The sequence below is a fragment of the Sphingomonas sp. 3P27F8 genome (assembly GCF_005502745.1).
Taxonomy (GTDB): Bacteria; Pseudomonadota; Alphaproteobacteria; order Sphingomonadales; family Sphingomonadaceae; genus Sphingomonas.
Genome location: NZ_SCNL01000024.1, coordinates 16250 through 34913, shown reverse-complemented (window position 1 = coordinate 34913; position 18664 = coordinate 16250). Strand labels below are relative to the sequence as shown.

Sequence of the window (18664 nt, the reverse complement as noted above, 5' to 3'; positions counted from 1 at the left end):
CCTCGGCGCTGACGGAGGCCATGGGCATGCTCAACCACCATTTCGCAGCAGCCGCCTGATCGGCGCAGAGCGACAGCCTACCTCTGACTGCCGCCAATCTTTGCAACAGAGCCGCCGCATTTGCTGGCGATCGTCACTGACCTGAAGGCGCGTGGCATCGCGTTCCGTTCGCTGACTGAGCAGATGGATACGAACACGCCGCACGGCGAACTGCTATTTTCGCTGTTCGGCGCGCTGGCGCAATATGAGCGCGCGCTGACGCGCGAGCGGGTGATGGCGGGACTGGCGGCTGCAAAGCGTCGAGGGCGCCAGGGTGGACGGCCTCCCATGATCGACACTGAGACCCTTGAACGGATTACTGCCGCGCTTGATGGCGGAGCAAGCAAGGCATCCGTCTGTCGCACCTTCAAGGTGCCGCGTTCGACCTTGATTGGCACTCTTGCCCGGATCGGTTGGGCGCCGCCCGCCAAAGCCTAACCCAATGCCTCGTCGCGCCGTGCTGTCGGACGAGCAACGCATGGCGTTGCTCGCACTTCCCGATGATGAAACCACGCTCGTTCAGCACTGGACGTTGAGTGAGGATGACCTGGCTATCATCGTGCGCCGCAGGCGACCGCATAATCGTCTGGGTTTCGCGATCCAGCTATGCGCGCTGCGCTATCCCGGCCGTTTGCTGCGCCCGGGCGAATTGATCCCCGATACGCCGCTCGCGTTCGTCGCCGAGCAATTGCAGATCGCGCCCGAGGTGCTGGCCGATTATGCGACGCGCGGCCCGACCCGGTACGAACAGCTCGATGCGCTGCGCGAGGGCTTTGGGTTCACACAGTTCAGCCGGCCATTGCGAGCGGCGTTGCAGGAATGGCTGCTGCCGATTGCGCTGACGACGACCAGCGGGGCTGGGCTGGCACGGTCGCTACTAGGCGAGTGCCGACGACGGCGCATCATCGTACCTGGCATCAGTTCGGTCGAACGGATGGTTGCGCAGGCGCTGCTCGACGCCGAGCGCCATGTCGCCGAGCATCTGACCCGAGGGCTGGAGACTGGGCAACGCCGTCTGCTTGATGCCCTTCTTCTGCCTCACGCCGGCACGAACCTCAGCGGCCTCGGATGGGTGCGGCAGCCGCCCGGCAAGCCCGGTCGCAAGACGTTCGCCGTCATCATCCGGCGGCTAGCTCTGCTGCGCGATATTGGGATCGATCCCGATATCGCGGCAGGCATACATCCTGAACGCCTGCGACGCCTCTGTCAGGAAGGGGCTCGGCTGACGGCGCAACATGTCCGAACGCTGCAAGCAACGCGGCGCCGTGCGACGCTGGCGGCAACCGTACTCGAAACCATCGTCACGCTCACCGACGATGCGGTGCTGATGTTCGACCGCCTGCTGGGTCAGATGTTTCGGCGCGAGCAGAACAGCGCAGACACAGCGCTCAAGCGCGACCGGCGCAACATCAACGGTAAGATCCGGCTACTTGCCCGGCTCGGCGATGCCCTGCTCACTGCCAAGGTGTCGGGCGGCGACATCGGCGCCGCGGTCGAGGCCGCAGTTGGATGGGATGATCTTGGCCGTGAAGTCGATGAAGCCCGCAAGCTGATCCGCCCCGATGCCGTCGATCCCGTTACCGTCGCCGCAACCAACTACCCCGTTCTCCGACAGGTCGGTCCCTTGTTCATCGCCTCGTTCACGTTCGGAGCGGTCCCGGCCTGCCATACGCTCGCGCGAGCAGTCGCTATCATGCGCGACCTTCATCTAGGTCGCCTGAAAAAACTGCCGCCGGATACACCAGTTGCCTTCATTCGGCAGGCCTGGCGTCGCGCGATCGGCCCCGGCATTCCCGATCGCAGAGTTTATGAATTTTGCGTCCTAGTCGAGCTTCGTGACAGGCTTCGTGCCGGCGACATGTGGGTCGAGGGAAGCAGACGCTATCGTGCCGTCGAGCAACAGCTTATTCCAAGTCCGGTATTTGCCACCATGCGCGCAGCCGGCCCTTTGCCGATCCCGGCACCCGATACGGCCAGTGCCTGGCTGGACGAACGGCGTACCCGTCTCGCCCGGAGATTGGCAGAGGTCGAGCGGAAGGCGGAGACGGACGCGCTGGAAGACGTACAACTCAGCCTTGGCAAGCTGCGGATTTCGCCGTTGAAGGCGGTCACGCCGGATGAAGCGGATAGCGCCCTTGCGCCGCTCTACGCCCATCTGCCCGCGATCCGCATCACCGATCTCCTTGCTGAAGTCGATCGATGGACCGGTTTCAGCCAGTGCTTCACGCATCTGCAAAGCGGTCGGGTTGCCGATGAACCCCGCGCTATCCTGACGGCGGTGCTCGCCGATGCGACCAATCTTGGCCATAAGCGCATGGCAGAAGCCTGCGATCTCGTGACCCAACGCCAACTCAGTTGGCTCGCCTCATGGCATTTACGCGAGGAAACCTACGGTAGGGCTCTCGCCCGGTTGGTCAATGCCCAGCACACCGCGCCGCTCGCCGCCCTGTTTGGGTCCGGGACCTCGTCCAGTTCGGACGGTCAGAACTTCCTGCTTGATCGCCGTGCTCAGGCGACCGGCGCAGTCAATCCGCACAAGGGGGCGGAGCCTGCTGTCTCCTTCTACAGCCATGTCTCGGATCGCTACGCGCCGTTTCATTCCACCGTCATCTCCGCATCCGCAAGCGAGGCGGCGCAGGTGCTGGACGGGCTGCTCCATCATGGTGCCGATCTGCACATTGAGGAGCATCACGTCGATGGTGGGGGCGTTTCCGACCATGTGTTTGCGCTATGCCATCTACTTGGATTCCGGTTCGCGCCGCGCATCCCTAACATCGCCGCGCGCCGGCTTCACCTGTTCAACGGAATCGAACCTGGCCCAGATATCGCGCCGCTGGTCGCGGGCAGGATCGACGAGGCCCTGATCGCCGCACACTGGGACGACGTGCTGCGCTTGGGCACCTCGATCCGCACCGGCGTCGTGAGTGCATCGATCATGCTGGAACGGCTCGGCTCCTATCCACGGGCCAATGGCCTGGCCTTGGCACTGCGCGAGATCGGCCGCGTCGAGCGCACCCTGTTTACACTCGACTGGATCGAGCAGCCCGAACAGCGGCGCCGCGCAACCCGCGAACTCAACAAGGGTGAGGCCGAAAATGCTCTGAAACGCGCCATCTTCTTCCACCGGATCGGCCGCATCCGTGATCACGCCCTGCAAGCCCAGACCCATCGGGCGAGCGCGCTCAACCTCGTCGCCGGTGCTATCGTCCTGTGGAACACGACCTACCTGCAAGCCGCCCGCATGCATCTTGCCAGTCTCGGCCGGTCGGTCCCGCCGGACCTGTTGCAACACCTTTCGCCGCTCGGATGGCAGCACATCAACCTCACCGGCGATTATCTTTGGACCGACCCCGATGCGCCATCGTCCGCCCTCAGGCCGCTTCGCCAGATGCACGCCGTCGAAGGTCCGGCGAAACCTTAGCGTATATCTGGGTCCGTTCTATGTACCGACCCCCGGCGAAGTGGTCCATCTTCCAACGCTGGCTTCCGAGCGGGGGGCCACGGGGTCTGTCGCGCTGGTCAAATCCGACCGGTTCGAGGCCATTCACCTCGTCGTTCCCGCGGGATCGACCATACCGCCACATCATGTTGCCGGTTATCTGACGCTGCATTGCCTGGAAGGTTTGGTCACGTTGGGACCCAAGGATATTGCGCTCGGCGCGGGAGACTGGATCTATCTGGAGCGCGGCGATCAGCATTCGGTTCAGGGCGTCGAGGATGCGCGGCTGCTGCTCACGATCTTGTTCGACACGCCAGCGGCGCGGTAATCAGGCTTCGCCCTTGGCGGAGCGTTGCAACGCCATGCGGCCATAGACGAAGATGAACAGCAGGAAGGCGCCGCCCCACAGGCCGCCGGCCAGGCGAATGCTCAGCATATAGTCGAGCGGCGGCAGCGGCGCGGCGACCCGCAGCAATGCACCCAGATTGACCAGCACATAGATGGCGACCGTGGCACCGTCCGCTTCCAACGGGCGGCCTGTATGACCGCGTGTCGCCCGCGTCATCACCGCCAGTGTCATTCCCGCCATCGCGCCGGCGCCCAGCGCATGCATCGCGCTCGATACGGGCACGACAGGCCACAAGATAGCAGCCCCGAGCAGCAGCAGGCCCGCCGGCAACCATGCGTAGGCGACGTGCAGGACGAAGACCAATGGATCGCCGATCACACTCAGCCCGGCCCAGCGGGTCAGCCGCACGGCTTGCGATGCGCCGGCGACGAGCAGCAGCCAGGCCACCGGATGCGCCGCCGGTGCGAACACCCAGCCTGCCAGGGCAGTCGCCGTGACCGCGAGCACGGCATGGTCGAACCGGTTGGCCATGATCGGCAACCCGTCCGTGCGGCCATGCTTGGTCAGCCAGTTGCGGGTGAAGACCGGGATGATCCGTCCGCCGATGATCGCGATCAGCATGAGGACCAGCGCGAAGCCGGCCCGCATCCCGATAGCCGGATCGGTGGTCAGCCCCATCGCTGCGGCATGATCCAGCCCACAGGCGGCGGCGAACAGCAGGAGGACGATCAGGATCGGCTTGTTGCGGTTGCGCGCCGCGAAGATCTGCCGTGCCGCATAGCCGAACAGTGCGAGCAGGAAGCCGACATCGAGCACCGAGCCGACGAGCGGCGGGACATAGGCGGAGAACAGCACCGCGAGCCGGGCGGCCGCCCACAAGCCGACGAACGCCGCCACCGGCCAGCCCGTCATCACCGGCCGCCCGGTCCAGTTGGGGATCGCCGCGCTCAGGAAGCCGGCAATGACCGCACCGAGATAGCCGAACAGCATCTCATGCTGATGCCAGACAAGCGGCTCCATTGCCGTCGGCACGGACCACGCTCCACCCAGCGCGCCGACCCAGAACGCGACGACGACAAGCGCCCAGAGCGCGCCGCCGGTGAACAGCAGCCGGAAACTGCCCTGAAGCCAGATCGGCGCTTCGGCAATGCGGTCCCGTTTGGCGGCGGCCTTAGTCATACGCGAGCACCCTTCCTCCACAGACCCAGGATCACCACCTGCCATGCGATAGCGATGGCGCCCACCATGAACACGACATCCCCGAAGGTACGGACCCAGCGCAGGGTTTCAAGGAAGCCTTGCTGCAGGAAGAAGTCGCTGCGCGCGTACCACATGCCGGTGGTGACGCTGGCCTGGAACTGGAACAGCCCGACCGGGAGCAGGCTGGTGAAGATCATCAGCACCAGCCCGGCGTTGAGCCCCCAGAAGCCGGTGGCCAACAACCGGTCGTTGAACCGAATGTCGGGCCGGATATAGCGCAGCACCAGCAGGGTGAAGCCGAGCGCCAGGAAGCCATACACCCCGAACAGCGCGGCGTGGGCGTGGACCGCCGTGGTGTTCAGCCCTTGGAGATAGAACAGCGCGACCGGTGTGTTGATCATGAACCCGAAGACACCGGCGCCCAGCATGTTCCAGAACGCCACGGCGATGAAGCACATCAACGGCCACTTGACCGCGCGCATCCAGGGCGTGCGCTCGCGCAGACTCCAATGTTCGAATGCCTCATAGCCGAGCACGATCAGCGGCACGACTTCCAGGGCGCTGAACGCGGCACCGACCGCCATGATCGGCGTGGTGGTGCCGGAAAAATACATGTGGTGGAAAGTGCCCGGCACACCGCCGACCATGAACAGCGAGGCCGAGGCCAGGCTGGCCGCCGTTGCAATCCGTCGCGAGACCAGGCCCATGGTTGCGAAGATAAAGGCGATGGCCGAGGTCGCAAAGACCTCGAATATGCCTTCCACCCACAGATGGACGACCCACCAGCGCCAATATTCCATGATCGTGATGTTGGTGCGTTCGCCGTAGAACAGCCCCGTGCCGTAAAACAGGCCGATCGCGATGGTGGCGATGGTGAGCAGCGCCAGCAGGCTCTTGTCGTCGCCCTTGGTGCGCAATGCCGGCACCATTCCCCGCAGCATCAGCACCAACCAGAGGAGCAACCCGACGAATAGCCCGATTTGCCACACCCGGCCGAGGTCCAGATACTCGTAACCCTGATGGCCCAGCCAGAAGCTGAGTTTCGCCGGTAGCGCATGGGAGAGCGCCAGATAATTGCCGATGAACGATCCGGCGACAACGACGATCAGCGCCCAGAACAGGATGTTGACGCCCAGCTTCTGGTATTTGGGATCGCTGCCGTGGATGACCGGGGCCAGGAACAGGCCGGCCGCGAGGAACGCCGTCGCGATCCACAGCACCGCACTCTGCACATGCCAGGTGCGGGTCAGCGCGTAAGGGAAATATTGCGAGACATCCAAGCCGTAAAAGCTCTGGCCCTCGATCGTATAATGGGCTGTGAAGGCGCCGATGAAGACCTGGAATATGAACAGCGCCAGCACCACGAACAGATATTTGCCGAGCGCCTTTTGCGATGGCGTCAGACCGGCGACTTGCAACGGGTCGTCCGCCGCCGCGACCAAGGGGGTATCATCGTGGCGGCGCAGGAACGCCCAACCCCAGATCAGCGCGCCCACTCCCGCGATCAGGATGACGACGCAGGCGAGCGACCACAGGATATTTTCCGGCGTCGGATAATTGCCGATCAGCGGCTCGGGCGGCCAGTTGTTGGTATAGGTCGCGACCGTGCCCGGCCGCTCGGTCGATGCGGCCCAGGCCGTCCAGAAGAAGAAATTGGTCAGCTTCGCCCGCTGCGCCGGATCGGGCAGCGTGCCTTCCTTCATCGCATAATTATCGCGGGTGGGCCGCAGCGTGGGATCGGAGCCGTAGAGCCGCTCATAATAGCTGGCGGTCTGGGCGAACGCTTGGGCGCGGCGGTTCGACACCGTCACCACGCCGCTCGCCCTATCATAGCTGTTGTGGCGATATTCCTGCTTGAGGCGATAGGTCAGCGCCGCCTTCTGTTCGCCGTCGAGCGCCTCGAAGGACTTCCCTTCGGTCTCCCGTGCCGCAAGATCGAGCCAGGCGACAAGTTCGCGGTGCAGCCAATCGGCGGACCAGTCCGGCGCCTGATAGGCGCCGTGCCCCCAGATCGAGCCAAGCTGCATGCCGCCGGTGCTCTGCCAGGCACTCTGGCCGTCGAGGATGTCCTCGCGCGTCATCAGCACTTGGCCCGTTGCGGTGACGATCTGTTCTGGGATGGGCGGAGCCTTCCGATAGATCTCCACCCCGGACACGCTCAATATGCCGAAAGTCACCGTCAGCACGGCGATCAGCGCCAACCACAGAACCTTATAGTTTCCCACGGCGCGATCTTTCTTTTCGATGGTCAAAGCCTGTTCGCCAATATGCCCAGAGCCCAAACTTGGCCTTCGCCGATGATGGGGCTCCAGTCGTTCGTCAGTACGGCTGGCAACCCTGGACAGATGGGGCGCGAAGATCGCGCGCCACGTCCGGCAGCGATGCTGGCTCGCGCCCGAGGCTTGCCCGGTAGCAGGGCGCCGCCGCCGTGTGCTGCGCTTCGAAAAGGAGCGTGGTCCAGAATCCGCCTCCGCCGACAGGCGCGAGCGCGATTGTCCCCCGTCACGAGATGCCTGCAGAGAAGGCCCAAATGATGACAAGTACGTAGCACAGTTCGTCCACTAAACCCATCCAGCGAGCAGCCGATCTTCGCCGCGATCGACTTCATCACTTCCCATTCCGAGCCGTACTCAGCCCGCTGCTCCGCGACCATAAGGACCGCGCGTTCCCGTACTTCGGGTGAAAATTTGTTCGTCGTCTTGCTCATAACGGCTCCTTGTCACAAGTGGGAGCCTCCTGAAAACCCGGGGCGCTTCGGGGACCGACTTGGTTTGGTCGATATCGGTCATCGCCAGCGCCGACATAGCCTGGTCCCCCTGTGGGAAGACTGAACACCGCGACCGCCGCCGAGGCCCGAGAGTGTCATCTCTTCTGTGGATGGCTCCCCTTTGCGAGTGCTCAACGAACTTATGGCAACGGTCAGTTGCAGTCTTCTGTTCGGCCTTTTGTGCAGCCTAGAATTCGACTGCTGGCCCTGATGAGGTCCGCGGACAAGATCCCAAACTAACTATCAGGCAGCGCTGTGCCAGTCCTCGCGTCTACCAGGCGAGTGCCGTCAGCCGTCACGACTTCGGCGACAGCTCGGCCAAGCCACATGCGATAGGTGACGGTCGACGGGCGCGGCAGTGGCGGCGGTGATCGCCGATGGCGATGCGAGCGCGAGGTGGCTGGGCAGGGCCGTGGTGGCGTTGCGCTCCACCAAGTGATCGCCATGCACGCGGTCGATGGGCAAGAAGCTCATCAACGCGCCGCTCGTGAACCAGAGGAGGAGCTGCGCACCGATGATAAGTGCAACCATTTGTGGGTGCGGCTCGCGAGGAGGTGCAGCCTTAGTTTCGCGCTTTTCAGAACCGCCCCTCCATAGTCGCTGCTGGCATCACTTCATGCCGGCATGTCTTTCATCATCTCGTCGTGATCGGCCGGCACACTCGCCACAAGCCCTTGTACTGCTCGCGCATCGTTCCCTGGAGCCTGGGCACGAACGCGAGCATACCCCGCGCGAAGAAGTTTAGGCGGCCATCTTTTCGCAGGCGTCGGCGCACTTGCGGCACGCGGCCACGCAATCCTCCATGCCGTCCAGGGATTCGCAGCTCGCGGCGCACGCTCGGCAGACCTCGGCGCACTCGCGACAGATATGCTGATGGTGCGACGACTTGCGCGCCATGAAGTCGATTGCGACTTCGCAAATCCTCGCACAGTCGAGCATGATCTTGATATGCTCAGGTGCGGCATGCTGGCCGCCCATTTCAAGGCAATGGTTCATTGCCATGTGCAGGCAGGTCACATGACACTCGTGGCAGGCGTCCATGCAGGCCTGCATGTCGGGGTTCATCTGATGCATCGATCCATCTCCGTCTGAGTCCCCCCACTAGAAGATACGCGCTTTGCGCGATAACCCCTTGCATAAAAATTCCAGCGGCGCTTGCCGGTTCCAGACCAAGCGATGTCGCCACCATAATTCCGCCGGCGAGCGCAAGCGGCGTCAACCGTCATCGTCGAGATCTGGCCCGCGCCCGCGCCCGCGCCCGGCTCTGCTGCCATGTCGGCCATCGGACCCGGAACCTGCTGAGCATGGGAGCGGCCATCTTTTCGGGCGTGACACTCTGCCCGTGGGGGGCCAGCGCGCGCATCGTGCCGATGACGTGCTTCAGCCACACACCCACGAGCCACAGGTCAACGCGATGTACCGTTGCGTACCGACAGCTTCGACAGTGCTTACGACACTCAAATGGGGAGCGACCTGAGGTGCGTCATCGAGGACAAGGCCGAGCCGCCAGATAGGCTCAGGACGCCAGACGCGTGAGTATAGGGCATTCGGGCCGCTCGTCCCCATGGCAGGCATTCGCAAGGTCGAGCAGTGCTTCGCGCATGGCATTGAGTGCATCCGCCTTCCGACCCAGGTCTCCCGCGCGCGATTCCGCCAGAGCCTTGACCTCCGCGCTCGCGCGCTCGCGGTCGGACCAGAGATCAAGCAGCACGCGGATTTCCCCAATGGGAAAGCCGAGATCGCGGGCGTTGGCGATGAAACGCAGGAGGTGCACGTCGGCTTGCGAATAGTCGCGATACCCGCTGTCACGTCGCGGCGGCGACGGGATAAGCCCGATCTTCTCATAATGGCGGATCATGCGCTGCGACACAGCGCTCGCATCGGAGGCCGCGCCGATGTTCACAGCGTCACCCGATTGAGACGCAGCGCGTTGGTGACGACGCTGACGGATGACAGGGCCATCGCCGCAGCGGCGATGACAGGCGACAGAAGGATGCCGAACACCGGATAGAGCAGCCCGGCGGCGATGGGGACGCCAGCGGCATTGTAGATGAAGGCGAAGAACAGGTTCTGGCGTATGTTGGCCATCGTTGCCTCGCTCAGGCGCCGCGCCCGCACGATGCCGTTGAGATCACCCTTGAGCAGTGTGATCCCGGCGCTTTCGATGGCGACATCGGTGCCCGAACCCATGGCGATGCCGACGTCCGCCGCCGCGAGAGCGGGCGCGTCGTTCACCCCATCGCCAGCCATGGCAACGACATGGCCTTCGCGCTGCAGCCGCAGGACGACAGCGCTCTTCTGATCGGGCAGCACCTCGGCTTCAACCGCATCGATGCCTAGTTTCCGGGCCACCGCCTCGGCGGTTGTCCGGTTGTCGCCCGTCAACATGACGACGCTCACGCCCTCTTTTCGCAAGGCGGCCAGCGCCTCCGCTGTGGTTGCCTTGATCGAGTCCGCAATGGCGAGAATTCCGGCGACCCGGCCATCAACGGCCGCGAAAATCGCCGTCGCTCCGTCCGCCCGCAGCTCATTGGCGCGTGCAGCCGCGGCTGACACATCGATGCCATTCTCTTTGAGATAAACGGCGCCGCCCAGAAAGATCCGCTTGCCGTCCACGGTCCCGACCGCGCCCTTTCCGGTAGGCGAGTCAAAGTCGGAAACCTCGGGAACGTCGATGTCACGATCCTTCGCGGCCGCGACGATCGCGAGCGCCAGCGGATGCTCCGACGCCCGCTCGACGCCCGCCGCCAGGCGAAGAAGATCGTGCTCCGAAAAGCCGTCCATCGCCACGATATTCGTGACCGATGGGCGCCCTTCTGTCAGCGTGCCGGTTTTGTCGACGACGATCGTGTCGACCTTTTCCATGCGCTCCAGCGCCTCGGCATTCTTGATCAGGACACCGAGGCCGGCCCCCCGTCCGATCCCGACCATGATCGACATCGGCGTCGCGAGACCCAGCGCGCAGGGACAAGCGATGATCAGCACCGCGACCGCGGCCACGAGGCCATGCGCCAGTCGCGGTTCTGGACCCCATATTCCCCAGATCGCAAAGGAGAGCAGTGCGACGGCAAGCACTGCCGGCACGAACCAGCCCGCAACCTTGTCGGCCATGCGCTGGATCGGCGCGCGCGAACGCTGCGCATCTGCCACCATCTGGACGATCCGCGCCAGCATCGTATCCCGGCCAACCTTGTCCGCGCGTATGACGAGCGATCCTGTTTGGTTTATCGTGCCCGCCACTACATGGGCATCGACCGTCTTCGTCACCGGCATCGACTCGCCAGTCACCATGGACTCGTCGATCGAAGAGCGGCCGTCCTCGACAATCGCATCCACAGGCACCTTTTCGCCGGGGCGGACGCGCAACCTGTCGCCGACCACGATCAGGTCAATCGCGACTTCCTCGTCGTGACCATCCGGCAGGATCCGGCGGGCAGTCTTGGGTGCCAGATTGAGCAGGGCCTTGATCGCGCCCGATGTCCGCTCTCGCGCGCGCAGCTCGAGAACCTGCCCAAGGAGCACGAGGACGGTGATGACCGCGGCGGCCTCGAAATAGATGGCGACCGTGCCATCCATCATGCGGAATGCCGCCGGGAATATTCCGGGGGCAAGCGTGGCCACCACGCTATAGGCCCAGGCGACACCGGTTCCCATCGCGATCAGCGTGAACATGTTCAGGTTTCGCGTCCGAATGGACGCCCAACCGCGCTCGAAAAACGGCCAACCGGCCCAAAGCACGACGGGGGTCGCCAAAGCGAGCTGAACCCACCCTGATATTCGCTCGGGGACGAGTTGATGAAGCGCGGGGAAAAGGTGTCCGCCCATTTCGAGTAGGAATATGGGCACCGTCAGCGCCAGGGCGATCCAGAAGCGCCGTGACATATCGACGAGTTCAGGGCTCGGGCCTGATTCCGCCGTTATGAGCTCGGGCTCGAGTGCCATGCCGCAGATCGGGCAAGGACCGGCACGATCTTTTCGGATCTCCGGGTGCATCGGACAAGTCCAAATCGTGCCAGGTTCTGCGGCCGTGGGCGTGTCGCCCCCGCTCGACAGATATCGTTCCGGCTCGGCGACGAACTTCGCCCGACATCCGGCACTGCAGAAGTGAAACTCCTGGTCGCCGTGTGAGGCATGGTGCGCGGTCGCGCCGGGATCGACCATCATGCCGCAGACAGGATCCTTCGCTGTCGTCGGACCTTGCGGCTCGCGGTGCTTTCCAGCGCAACAGTTATGCGCACCAGATGTGTTCGCGGAAATAGGATCGGTCATGGCTCGTCTCCTTGTCGACGCTAAACAATCTGGGGTCTGACATCGTGTCAGGGTCAAGGCCCCGGTTCAAATATTCTGTCCGCCAGACGCTGGAGCCTGATTATTCGAGCAAGAGATTGTGGATCGCGGTCGCTGCCTTGGCCGCCTGACCCGCCGCGACGGCAATCTGGTCCAACCCTTCGACGACGTCGCCGGCAGCGAACAGGCCGCTGATCGATGTTCGCTGGTGGTCGTCGACGATGATGCAACCCGACGCGCTCAACGAAGCACCGGCTACCCGCGCGAGCTCTGATCTTCCGGAACTTCCGAGCGCGACATAGAGCGTATCGAAGCTGAGCGATTGGCCATCGGACAGGCGCACGAGAACATCATCATCGTTTATCGATAATGTTTGTATGGCGGCACGTTCGACCGCAATTCCGCCGTCCGCAAGATCAGCTTGGTCGGCAAGAGAAAGCTGCACGGATTCTTCAGTGAGCAGGGTAACGGTTTCGCTGTAGCGCCGCACGAAGATCGCCTCGGCCGCTCCATGCTCCGAGCAGCCCAGGACTGCCACGCGCTTGCCGCGCACCTCGTACGCATCACAAATTGGGCAGTAGCGGATGAGGCCGCGCGAAACGCCTCTGTCATGTGCAGCTTGGGCGAGGTTGGGTCGGTGGTTTGCAACGCCCGGCGCAAGCAACACCGTCCGCGCCTCGAGGGTGCGGGAACTCATGCCCACGGCAAAGCCTGTCTTGGACTGCATGATACCGAGGGCCACGTCACTGACCAATTCCGCACCGTAGCCGACAGCGTGCTGACGCATACGCGACAACAACTCCTCACCAGATATCCCTTCCGGGAAGCCGATGAGATTATGCGTCGTGGGAATGCTGGCGGCACGTCCGGCCCCGGCGTCGATAACCAACGTGGCACGCAGAAATCGACCCAGGTAGGTGGCAGCTGTCAGGCCTGCGGGGCCTCCGCCAATGATAATGCAGTCGTACATGCGCACCTCGCCGACGGTGATCCTCATTTCTATTACGCGCGCTCGCCCATCTTCCCTCGCATGCCCTTCGATGTTTTGAAGAAATTGCTGGCCGGGGCGAGGGGTGCGCGCCGCCGGTGCGTAAGTCAGTAGTAGCCCGTCGAGAGACTCGATGGGCCATTCGGGAGCCCACGGGTCGCAGCGTGGAGCGGGGCGAGCGTCCAAGGGAAGACCTGATCGAACCAACGATCATCCGCTTGGCCGTTCGTCCCGCGATGGGCGGAACTGTTGGCTCCTTGGCACTTGCGAGCGCAAGTGCAGGGGGAGGTATAAATGGAGACCTACAGTCCTTTTTCTGTGTCGATGGGACGTGCGCTTTGGGTCATGGCCATGGTAGCGGGACCGCCTTTGATCATCATGGGTGTCGTGGGGCTGGTCATCTCGATTATTCAAGCCGCGACGTCGATCAACGAGCAAACGGTCAGCTTCGTGCCTAAATTGCTCGCGCTGCTGCTATTCCTGGTCCTCTTTGGTGCCGCGATGGGAGCATTGCTTGTCGATTATACGCGCGACCTCCTCATCCACATTCCAGACGACATCCAGTGAACAGCGAGGCAATCGACTTCCGCATGGCGTGGCAGGGATCAGGAATCTGGCCTGCCGTCGACCACAATGCTAGCCTCTCGAGCTCATCGAGTAATCGACAAAGGGGGACGGTTTGGCGGATTTTGAATTGCTGGCACGGCAACTCATTCAGCGATGGAAGGAAGATCCGAACGCGACCTATCAGAGCTGGTTTTTGTGGGACGAGCGGATCAAGAATTTCCGCTCCATCCGCCGCGGTCTGGCCCAGGTGGTCGCCGAGATCGAGACGGGACGATTTGGCGTCGCTTATCGCGGCTCGTCGCTGGAAACCGTGGTTCATTCGGTCGCGGAACAACGGCAGATCTTCAAGGGGGCAGATCATGCCTTTTTGTGGAAGCCAAAGCTGCGGATACCGGACATTTATGAGAACGCGGCGCATCAGCGCGCCTTTGGCCGGTTGCTGGATCACTGCGCGTGCTGCGATACGGCGGAAGAAATTATTTCCGGCATCCATACGATCGACCGGCTGAACATTAAGGGGCTCGGGCCAGCGGTCGCCAATCTCCTGTATTTTCTGCATCCGACGCTGGTGCCGCCGTTCAACACGGCGATCGTTAACGGGTACAACAAGCTCACGGGCGGAAAGGTCAAGCTGGGGAGTTGGCCGCATTTCCTGGCAATGCGGTCGGAGGTTCTCGATCTCAATGAACAATTCCGGGATCTGCTGTCCAACGATCTTGGCGCCATTGGCGGTCTATTGTTCGACATCGGCTCAGGCCGATATCCGGCCCCGCCCCGCGGTGAGGAGGATCAAAGCGCTAGCGGCTGGACAGCTCGTCTCGAGCAAGCCCGGGCAGAAGCGCAGAACCTCAATAAGGCTGTTCAGAAGCAGGGCGAAAGCGATCGCACCCATTCGGAAATTCAAGCCTGGCTCCGCGATATCGGTCGGGCGCTTGGCTATGATGTCTGGATAGCGGCCAATGATCGCGGCCGTCTTCATAACGGGATACGCCTTGGGGAGGGGTGCCTTGAAAGCTTGCCAGCTTCCATTTCCACCTCGACCGGCGGCGACGCCATCCGCCTGATCGATGTGTTGTGGCTCGAACAGGGCGGTGATCGTGTTGCGGCGGCTTTCGAGGTGGAGCACTCGACTTCGATCTATTCCGGCATAGTGCGCATGCTCGACCTGGCCCTGAGCGGGAGCGCACTACACGCAACCGCTGGGCTGTTCCTCGTCGCCCCGGACGCCCGAGAAGCCGACGTGCGGGCGCAACTGGCGCGCCCCGCCTTCAGCCGTGTCGCCGATCTCGAGATCGCCTATCTTCCCTATGGCGAGCTGGAGCGGCACAAGGAGGCAATTTCGCGGTTCGGATCAGGGCTGAAGGCGATCAAGGCCATAGCCCGCACACTGCCCTAAAAATCTCTCACTCACATTCCCGATGCTGGTGGCGCAAGCAGCCCAAGCCACGCGACCAGCGCGAGGATCGCGATTGCGCAACTGCTTTCGATCAGGAGGCTCCGGCGTAATGCTCCGACTGCGGCTGCGCCCTCTCCGCGCTCCAACGCAGCCGCGAGCGCCGGCGTCAGAAAAAAGCGGTTCGCCGCGGCCAGGAGGAGCATCGCACCGAAAAGCAGCAACTTGCCTAGAAGCAGGATGCCATAGAGGGTGGTGAAAAGTGCGCCGAGTTTCGATGGCCCAATCAATATCCAACTATTTACGAGGCCCGAGACAATCAGCAGGCCGACGACAATCGAGCCAACTCTTGCAAATCCGTCCAATGCCCGGTGGGAAAGATGGATATGCTCGGCCGCCATGCGCGTAGCGGACCGGAAGATCAGGAGACAGAGGCCACATAGCGCCCCTATCCAGGTCCCGGCCGCCAGCAGATGGGTGATGTCTGCGGCCAGGTGGAGCCAGCCAAGTGCGCCTTCATCGGCGGCTCCATGGCCGGTCCACGCCAGCGTAGAAAGTGCCACGGCGGCCGTGATCGAGAGCGAAGCCAATGCGAAGGTCGGCCGCTGCCATCCCACGATCGAGAAATACAACACTAACAGGAGAGCGGCGATACGCAGCTGCCAAACGGTGCCGATCGTCGTGCCCGAGATTACCAGGCTGACCGTCGCGCGGTCGACCTCGCCGATGGCGACTCCGCCCATCGATGCGGCCAATACCATGACGCCCAGGATCGACAATCCGATGCCGACCAGAGCGATGGTGGCGAGAACGGGACGGAAGCGCAGGACCGAGCCGGATTGCCGCTCGGCCCCGCGCAGCGTGTAGAGCCCGAACATCGGCAGCCCAAACAGGAGCATGAGATCAAGATATAGCCCCAGCCTGACGGCGGTCGCTACCGTGTCTGGCACCCCTTACTTGACCTTGAACGTGTAGCTGCCCTGGACGCGATGCGTGTCGGTGGACACGATGTGATAGTCGACCTTGTACGTCCCGGCAGACAGCGGCTTGGCGAAGGTCGCAACAAGCGTCTTGCCATCGGGGGCGAGGGCAACCTTGACGCCATTCATCTTCATCGGCCCCATCTTCATGCCGGGCATTTCGGTCATGGTCAGGTCGATGCCGGAAAATTGAGCAACGAGCGCCTCGGAAAAAACGAGCTGAACTTTTGTAGGGGCGGTGACCACCGCGTCGGCGGCGGGCATCGCAGTCGCCAGCCTGGGGTGTGCCTGAGCGGCCGTGGCTACGATTGCAGAGGCGGCCAGCGCAACCGCAAAAACTGTCTTACGAAACATCGATTTCTCCATGCGCGGCGGTACTGCCGACAATTCGAATTACGCACGGCCGCCCGTGACCCCTCAACGATGCCGCCACAATTCTTAGGCGAGCGCCGCACCCGACCTTCTGAGTTCGGTGAACGAGGATGATTTTCATAGGCCATGAGGGGTCGAGGCGCCCCGCGCGTATGATCAAGTGGACGGCTTGGACACACCGGTCGCCCGAGATTTTGTGGGGAGGATGCAATGGCAGATCCGCGGATGACAGGCATAAGGCGGCATTTGCCGAGCGGCCCCTTTCTTGCGATCGCGGCACTCGCCGTCGCTGCGGTCGGCGGTGTGGTGGTGTATGTCGGTGCATATGACATCGGCGCCGACTCGCCGCATAGCCGGCCTATCTACTGGATGATCGAGCAATTCCGGGATCGTTCTGTCGCTGTGCGCGCACGTAATGTCGTCGTCCCTGGCAATCTGATGGATGTAAAGCGCCTAGAGAGCGGCGCGGGGCTCTACACGGAGATGTGCAGTGGCTGTCATCTAGGGCCGGGCCTCGAGAAGACAGAGATCAGCCAGGGCCTGTATCCACGAGCCCCAGAGCTATTCCGGGAGCCACAAAGGTCGGCCAAGGAGCAGTTCTGGATGATCAAACATGGCGTCAAGCTCACGGCCATGCCGGCGTGGGGGAAAACGCACAGCGACGATTTGATTTGGGATATGGTGGCTTTTGTTCGTCAGCTACCGAAGATGTCGGCTGCGCAATATCAGGCCGCTGTCGCCAGCGCGCCGGAAGATCATGATGCGATGATGAAAGACATGCCAGGTATGGCGAAGACGGCGCCTTGAATGGGTACTTGCGTCGGTCAGCGCGAGATATCGCGTCGCGTGCTGCCGGGTGACCAGGCATTGGGTAGCGTCGTCAGGCGCCAACGGGTGAGATCGAATGATGGGAATAGACGATGAACATTGACCTTGACGGGCTTTTGAGCCGCTTGCGCACCGACGCCGTTCACCCAGGGCTTTCCGGTCTGGAGGAGGCTGTGTTCAGGCGCATTGCGGCGCGTCCGCAAGTTTCCACCGCGCAGCAGCTGACCCTTGGCATGGTGGCGGCGTTCGGCGCTGTATTGCTCGGCGTCGCCAGCAATGGTCTTGCAACGCCGGCCGAAGCGTCCGTGACATTATCTCCATTTGGGCCGTCCAATCCGCTTGCGCCATCGACGCTGTTGGTGGGATCGCGATGAAGGCCAAGCTGCTTTTGCTGGTCGCAGTGGTGGCCTTTATCGCGGCGGTCGCTGGCGTCTTTCTGGGCCGGTATTTCTTTCCGCAACCGGTGGCTGCGGGTGTCGAACTGCATGAGGTGTTGCACGGAAAACTTGATCTGGACGCTCGTCAAAAGAGCCAGATCGATCTTCTTGAACAGCGTTTTGCTGTCCGCCGGCGGGCACTCGAACTTGAATTGCGGGCCGACAACGCACGGCTTGCAGATGCCATTGAAGCCGAGCACGGCAACGGTCCGCGGGTAACAGCCGCTGTCGATCAATCACACCAGGCAATGGGCGAACTTCAGAAAGAGACGCTTGGCCACATCTTCGCCATGCGCCAGATCCTGCGCCCGGATCAGGCCAGGACGTTCGATCAGGCGGTGGTTCATGCGCTCACCGACGACGTACGGTGAGTCTGGATCTCAAGGCGTGTTCGGACGGTGAACTCGCGGCGTTGACCTTGGGTGGTCGCCAGGCGGCGTTCGCCGAGATTATGCATCGCCATCAGACACCGATTTTCCGTCTGGTTCGCGGTCTCGTGGTCAACGCGGACGAGGCGCTTGATCTGACGCAGGATTGCTTTGTCTCCGCCTTCGGCCATTTGCAGAAATATGATGGCGATCGCCCGCTGCGCGCCTGGCTGTCGCGCATCGCGATCAACAAATGCCGAGATTGGCGTCGCCGGCAGAAAGTGCGGCGATTGTTCACTTTCGGAGCGGGTCCAACAGAGCAGGAGCGCGAAGCGGTCCCGGACGATAGCCCCTCTGCCCATGAAACGGTCTCGGGAAGGATGGAGCTCGCACGCCTCAATGCGGCGATCGCACAGCTTTCGGCTCCGTTGCGCGAGGTACTCTTGCTGAGGACGGTAGAGGGAATGACCCAGGCGGAAACTGCGGCCGCGCTTGCGATCAGTGGCAAGGCTGTCGAGACGCGCCTGTACAGGGCTCGAAGCCGGCTCGCGGAAATATTGGCGGATTGATGAGGGGTCCGCCCAGGTCGTGCGTAAGCCTCAGAGAGTATGGTGCATAAGGCGTTCGCTGAGCCTTGCGCCTGATTTTGA

At 62.8% G+C, this 18664-nt stretch carries 17 protein-coding genes and 2 pseudogenes; 9 read left to right on the top strand and 10 right to left on the bottom strand.

Features of this window, described 5'->3' with window-relative positions:
- Positions 1 to 114: 114 nt before the first annotated feature.
- From FFS35_RS18670 to FFS35_RS18660, 3 genes and pseudogenes are all read left to right on the top strand, one after another.
- Positions 115 to 477: pseudogene (locus FFS35_RS18670) on the top strand (recombinase family protein); the annotation flags it as partial.
- 4 nt (positions 478 to 481) lie between these two features.
- Entirely contained in the window at positions 482 to 3460 is a 2979-nt protein-coding gene (locus tag FFS35_RS18665) for a Tn3 family transposase (RefSeq protein WP_068075240.1), read from the top strand.
- A gap of 40 nt (positions 3461 to 3500) precedes the next feature.
- On the top strand, positions 3501 to 3806 hold the full coding sequence (locus FFS35_RS18660) for a hypothetical protein (protein WP_212742234.1): 306 nt from the start codon (positions 3501 to 3503) through the stop codon (positions 3804 to 3806).
- On the opposite strand, the gene FFS35_RS18655 is transcribed toward FFS35_RS18660, so the two are convergent.
- The 8 genes and pseudogenes from FFS35_RS18655 to FFS35_RS18620 form a co-directional block, all read right to left on the bottom strand.
- A complete protein-coding gene (locus FFS35_RS18655; RefSeq protein ID WP_171007688.1) occupies positions 3807 to 5006 on the bottom strand; it encodes an NnrS family protein in 1200 nt (399 codons plus the stop codon). It abuts the gene before it with no gap.
- On the bottom strand, positions 5003 to 7252 hold the full coding sequence (locus FFS35_RS18650; protein ID WP_137788340.1) for a nitric-oxide reductase large subunit: 2250 nt from the start codon (positions 7250 to 7252) through the stop codon (positions 5003 to 5005). The genes FFS35_RS18655 and FFS35_RS18650 overlap by 4 nt, the downstream gene beginning before the upstream one ends.
- 350 nt (positions 7253 to 7602) lie before the next feature.
- Positions 7603 to 7734: pseudogene (locus tag FFS35_RS18645) on the bottom strand (IS3 family transposase); the annotation flags it as partial.
- Positions 7735 to 8082: 348 nt separating this feature from the next.
- The gene (locus FFS35_RS18640; RefSeq protein WP_024018157.1) at positions 8083 to 8325 is read right to left on the bottom strand and encodes a hypothetical protein; all 243 of its coding nucleotides are present in this window, start codon (positions 8323 to 8325) and stop codon (positions 8083 to 8085) included.
- 210 nt (positions 8326 to 8535) lie between these two features.
- Positions 8536 to 8868, bottom strand: coding sequence for a four-helix bundle copper-binding protein (locus FFS35_RS18635; RefSeq protein WP_024018158.1), 333 nt, complete (start codon positions 8866 to 8868; stop codon positions 8536 to 8538).
- A 442-nt stretch (positions 8869 to 9310) separates the two neighbouring features.
- Positions 9311 to 9697, bottom strand: a complete 387-nt coding sequence (gene cueR, locus FFS35_RS18630) for a Cu(I)-responsive transcriptional regulator (RefSeq protein WP_024018159.1) — start codon at positions 9695 to 9697, stop codon at positions 9311 to 9313.
- Positions 9694 to 11958, bottom strand: coding sequence for a heavy metal translocating P-type ATPase (locus FFS35_RS18625; RefSeq protein ID WP_031308575.1), 2265 nt, complete (start codon positions 11956 to 11958; stop codon positions 9694 to 9696). Before FFS35_RS18625 ends, cueR begins: the two co-directional genes overlap by 4 nt.
- Before the next feature lie 205 nt (positions 11959 to 12163).
- On the bottom strand, positions 12164 to 13078 hold the full coding sequence (locus FFS35_RS18620) for an NAD(P)/FAD-dependent oxidoreductase (RefSeq protein ID WP_024018161.1): 915 nt from the start codon (positions 13076 to 13078) through the stop codon (positions 12164 to 12166).
- A 285-nt stretch (positions 13079 to 13363) separates the two neighbouring features.
- Here FFS35_RS18620 and FFS35_RS18615 point away from each other — a divergent pair, with 285 nt between their 5' ends.
- Positions 13364 to 13636, top strand: coding sequence for a flagellar biosynthetic protein FliQ (locus FFS35_RS18615; RefSeq protein WP_088181985.1), 273 nt, complete (start codon positions 13364 to 13366; stop codon positions 13634 to 13636).
- A gap of 112 nt (positions 13637 to 13748) precedes the next feature.
- Positions 13749 to 15032 (top strand): hypothetical protein, encoded by a 1284-nt coding sequence (locus FFS35_RS18610; protein WP_024018163.1) that lies wholly within the window; start codon positions 13749 to 13751, stop codon positions 15030 to 15032.
- Positions 15033 to 15043: 11 nt separating this feature from the next.
- Here FFS35_RS18610 and copD read toward each other — a convergent pair whose 3' ends face one another.
- Both copD and copC read right to left on the bottom strand, forming a co-directional pair.
- The gene (copD, locus tag FFS35_RS18605; protein ID WP_031308578.1) at positions 15044 to 15979 is read right to left on the bottom strand and encodes a copper homeostasis membrane protein CopD; all 936 of its coding nucleotides are present in this window, start codon (positions 15977 to 15979) and stop codon (positions 15044 to 15046) included.
- A gap of 3 nt (positions 15980 to 15982) precedes the next feature.
- Entirely contained in the window at positions 15983 to 16375 is a 393-nt protein-coding gene (copC, locus tag FFS35_RS18600; RefSeq protein WP_024018165.1) for a copper homeostasis periplasmic binding protein CopC, read from the bottom strand.
- Between the two features lie 216 nt (positions 16376 to 16591).
- Between copC and FFS35_RS18595 the strand changes: the two genes are divergently transcribed.
- The 4 genes from FFS35_RS18595 (at position 16592) to FFS35_RS18580 (ending at position 18583) form a co-directional block, all read left to right on the top strand.
- Positions 16592 to 17188 carry a cytochrome c gene (locus FFS35_RS18595; protein ID WP_031308581.1) on the top strand — a complete coding sequence of 199 codons (597 nt, stop codon included), beginning with the start codon at positions 16592 to 16594 and terminating at the stop codon, positions 17186 to 17188.
- A gap of 113 nt (positions 17189 to 17301) precedes the next feature.
- Positions 17302 to 17583: a hypothetical protein gene (locus tag FFS35_RS18590; protein ID WP_024018167.1), complete on the top strand. Its 282-nt coding sequence runs from the start codon at positions 17302 to 17304 to the stop codon at positions 17581 to 17583.
- Entirely contained in the window at positions 17580 to 18017 is a 438-nt protein-coding gene (locus FFS35_RS18585; protein ID WP_024018168.1) for a periplasmic heavy metal sensor, read from the top strand. The genes FFS35_RS18590 and FFS35_RS18585 overlap by 4 nt, the downstream gene beginning before the upstream one ends.
- Entirely contained in the window at positions 18014 to 18583 is a 570-nt protein-coding gene (locus tag FFS35_RS18580) for an RNA polymerase sigma factor (protein WP_024018169.1), read from the top strand. Before FFS35_RS18585 ends, FFS35_RS18580 begins: the two co-directional genes overlap by 4 nt.
- Positions 18584 to 18664: the final 81 nt, after the last annotated feature.

What these genes read in the sequence shown, in the direction of transcription:
- FFS35_RS18665 (WP_068075240.1), top strand. Translation starts at nt 482, where the DNA reads ATGCCTCGTCGCGCCGTGCTGTCGGACGAGCAACGCATGGCGTTGCTC.
- FFS35_RS18655 (WP_171007688.1), bottom strand. Translation starts at nt 5,006, where the DNA reads ATGACTAAGGCCGCCGCCAAACGGGACCGCATTGCCGAAGCGCCGATC.
- FFS35_RS18640 (WP_024018157.1), bottom strand. Translation starts at nt 8,325, where the DNA reads ATGGTTGCACTTATCATCGGTGCGCAGCTCCTCCTCTGGTTCACGAGC.
- FFS35_RS18635 (WP_024018158.1), bottom strand. Translation starts at nt 8,868, where the DNA reads ATGCATCAGATGAACCCCGACATGCAGGCCTGCATGGACGCCTGCCAC.
- FFS35_RS18625 (WP_031308575.1), bottom strand. Translation starts at nt 11,958, where the DNA reads ATGATGGTCGATCCCGGCGCGACCGCGCACCATGCCTCACACGGCGAC.
- FFS35_RS18620 (WP_024018161.1), bottom strand. Translation starts at nt 13,078, where the DNA reads ATGAGGATCACCGTCGGCGAGGTGCGCATGTACGACTGCATTATCATT.
- FFS35_RS18615 (WP_088181985.1), top strand. Translation starts at nt 13,364, where the DNA reads ATGGAGACCTACAGTCCTTTTTCTGTGTCGATGGGACGTGCGCTTTGG.
- copC (WP_024018165.1), bottom strand. Translation starts at nt 16,375, where the DNA reads ATGGAGAAATCGATGTTTCGTAAGACAGTTTTTGCGGTTGCGCTGGCC.
- FFS35_RS18595 (WP_031308581.1), top strand. Translation starts at nt 16,592, where the DNA reads ATGGCAGATCCGCGGATGACAGGCATAAGGCGGCATTTGCCGAGCGGC.
- FFS35_RS18590 (WP_024018167.1), top strand. Translation starts at nt 17,302, where the DNA reads ATGAACATTGACCTTGACGGGCTTTTGAGCCGCTTGCGCACCGACGCC.
- FFS35_RS18585 (WP_024018168.1), top strand. Translation starts at nt 17,580, where the DNA reads ATGAAGGCCAAGCTGCTTTTGCTGGTCGCAGTGGTGGCCTTTATCGCG.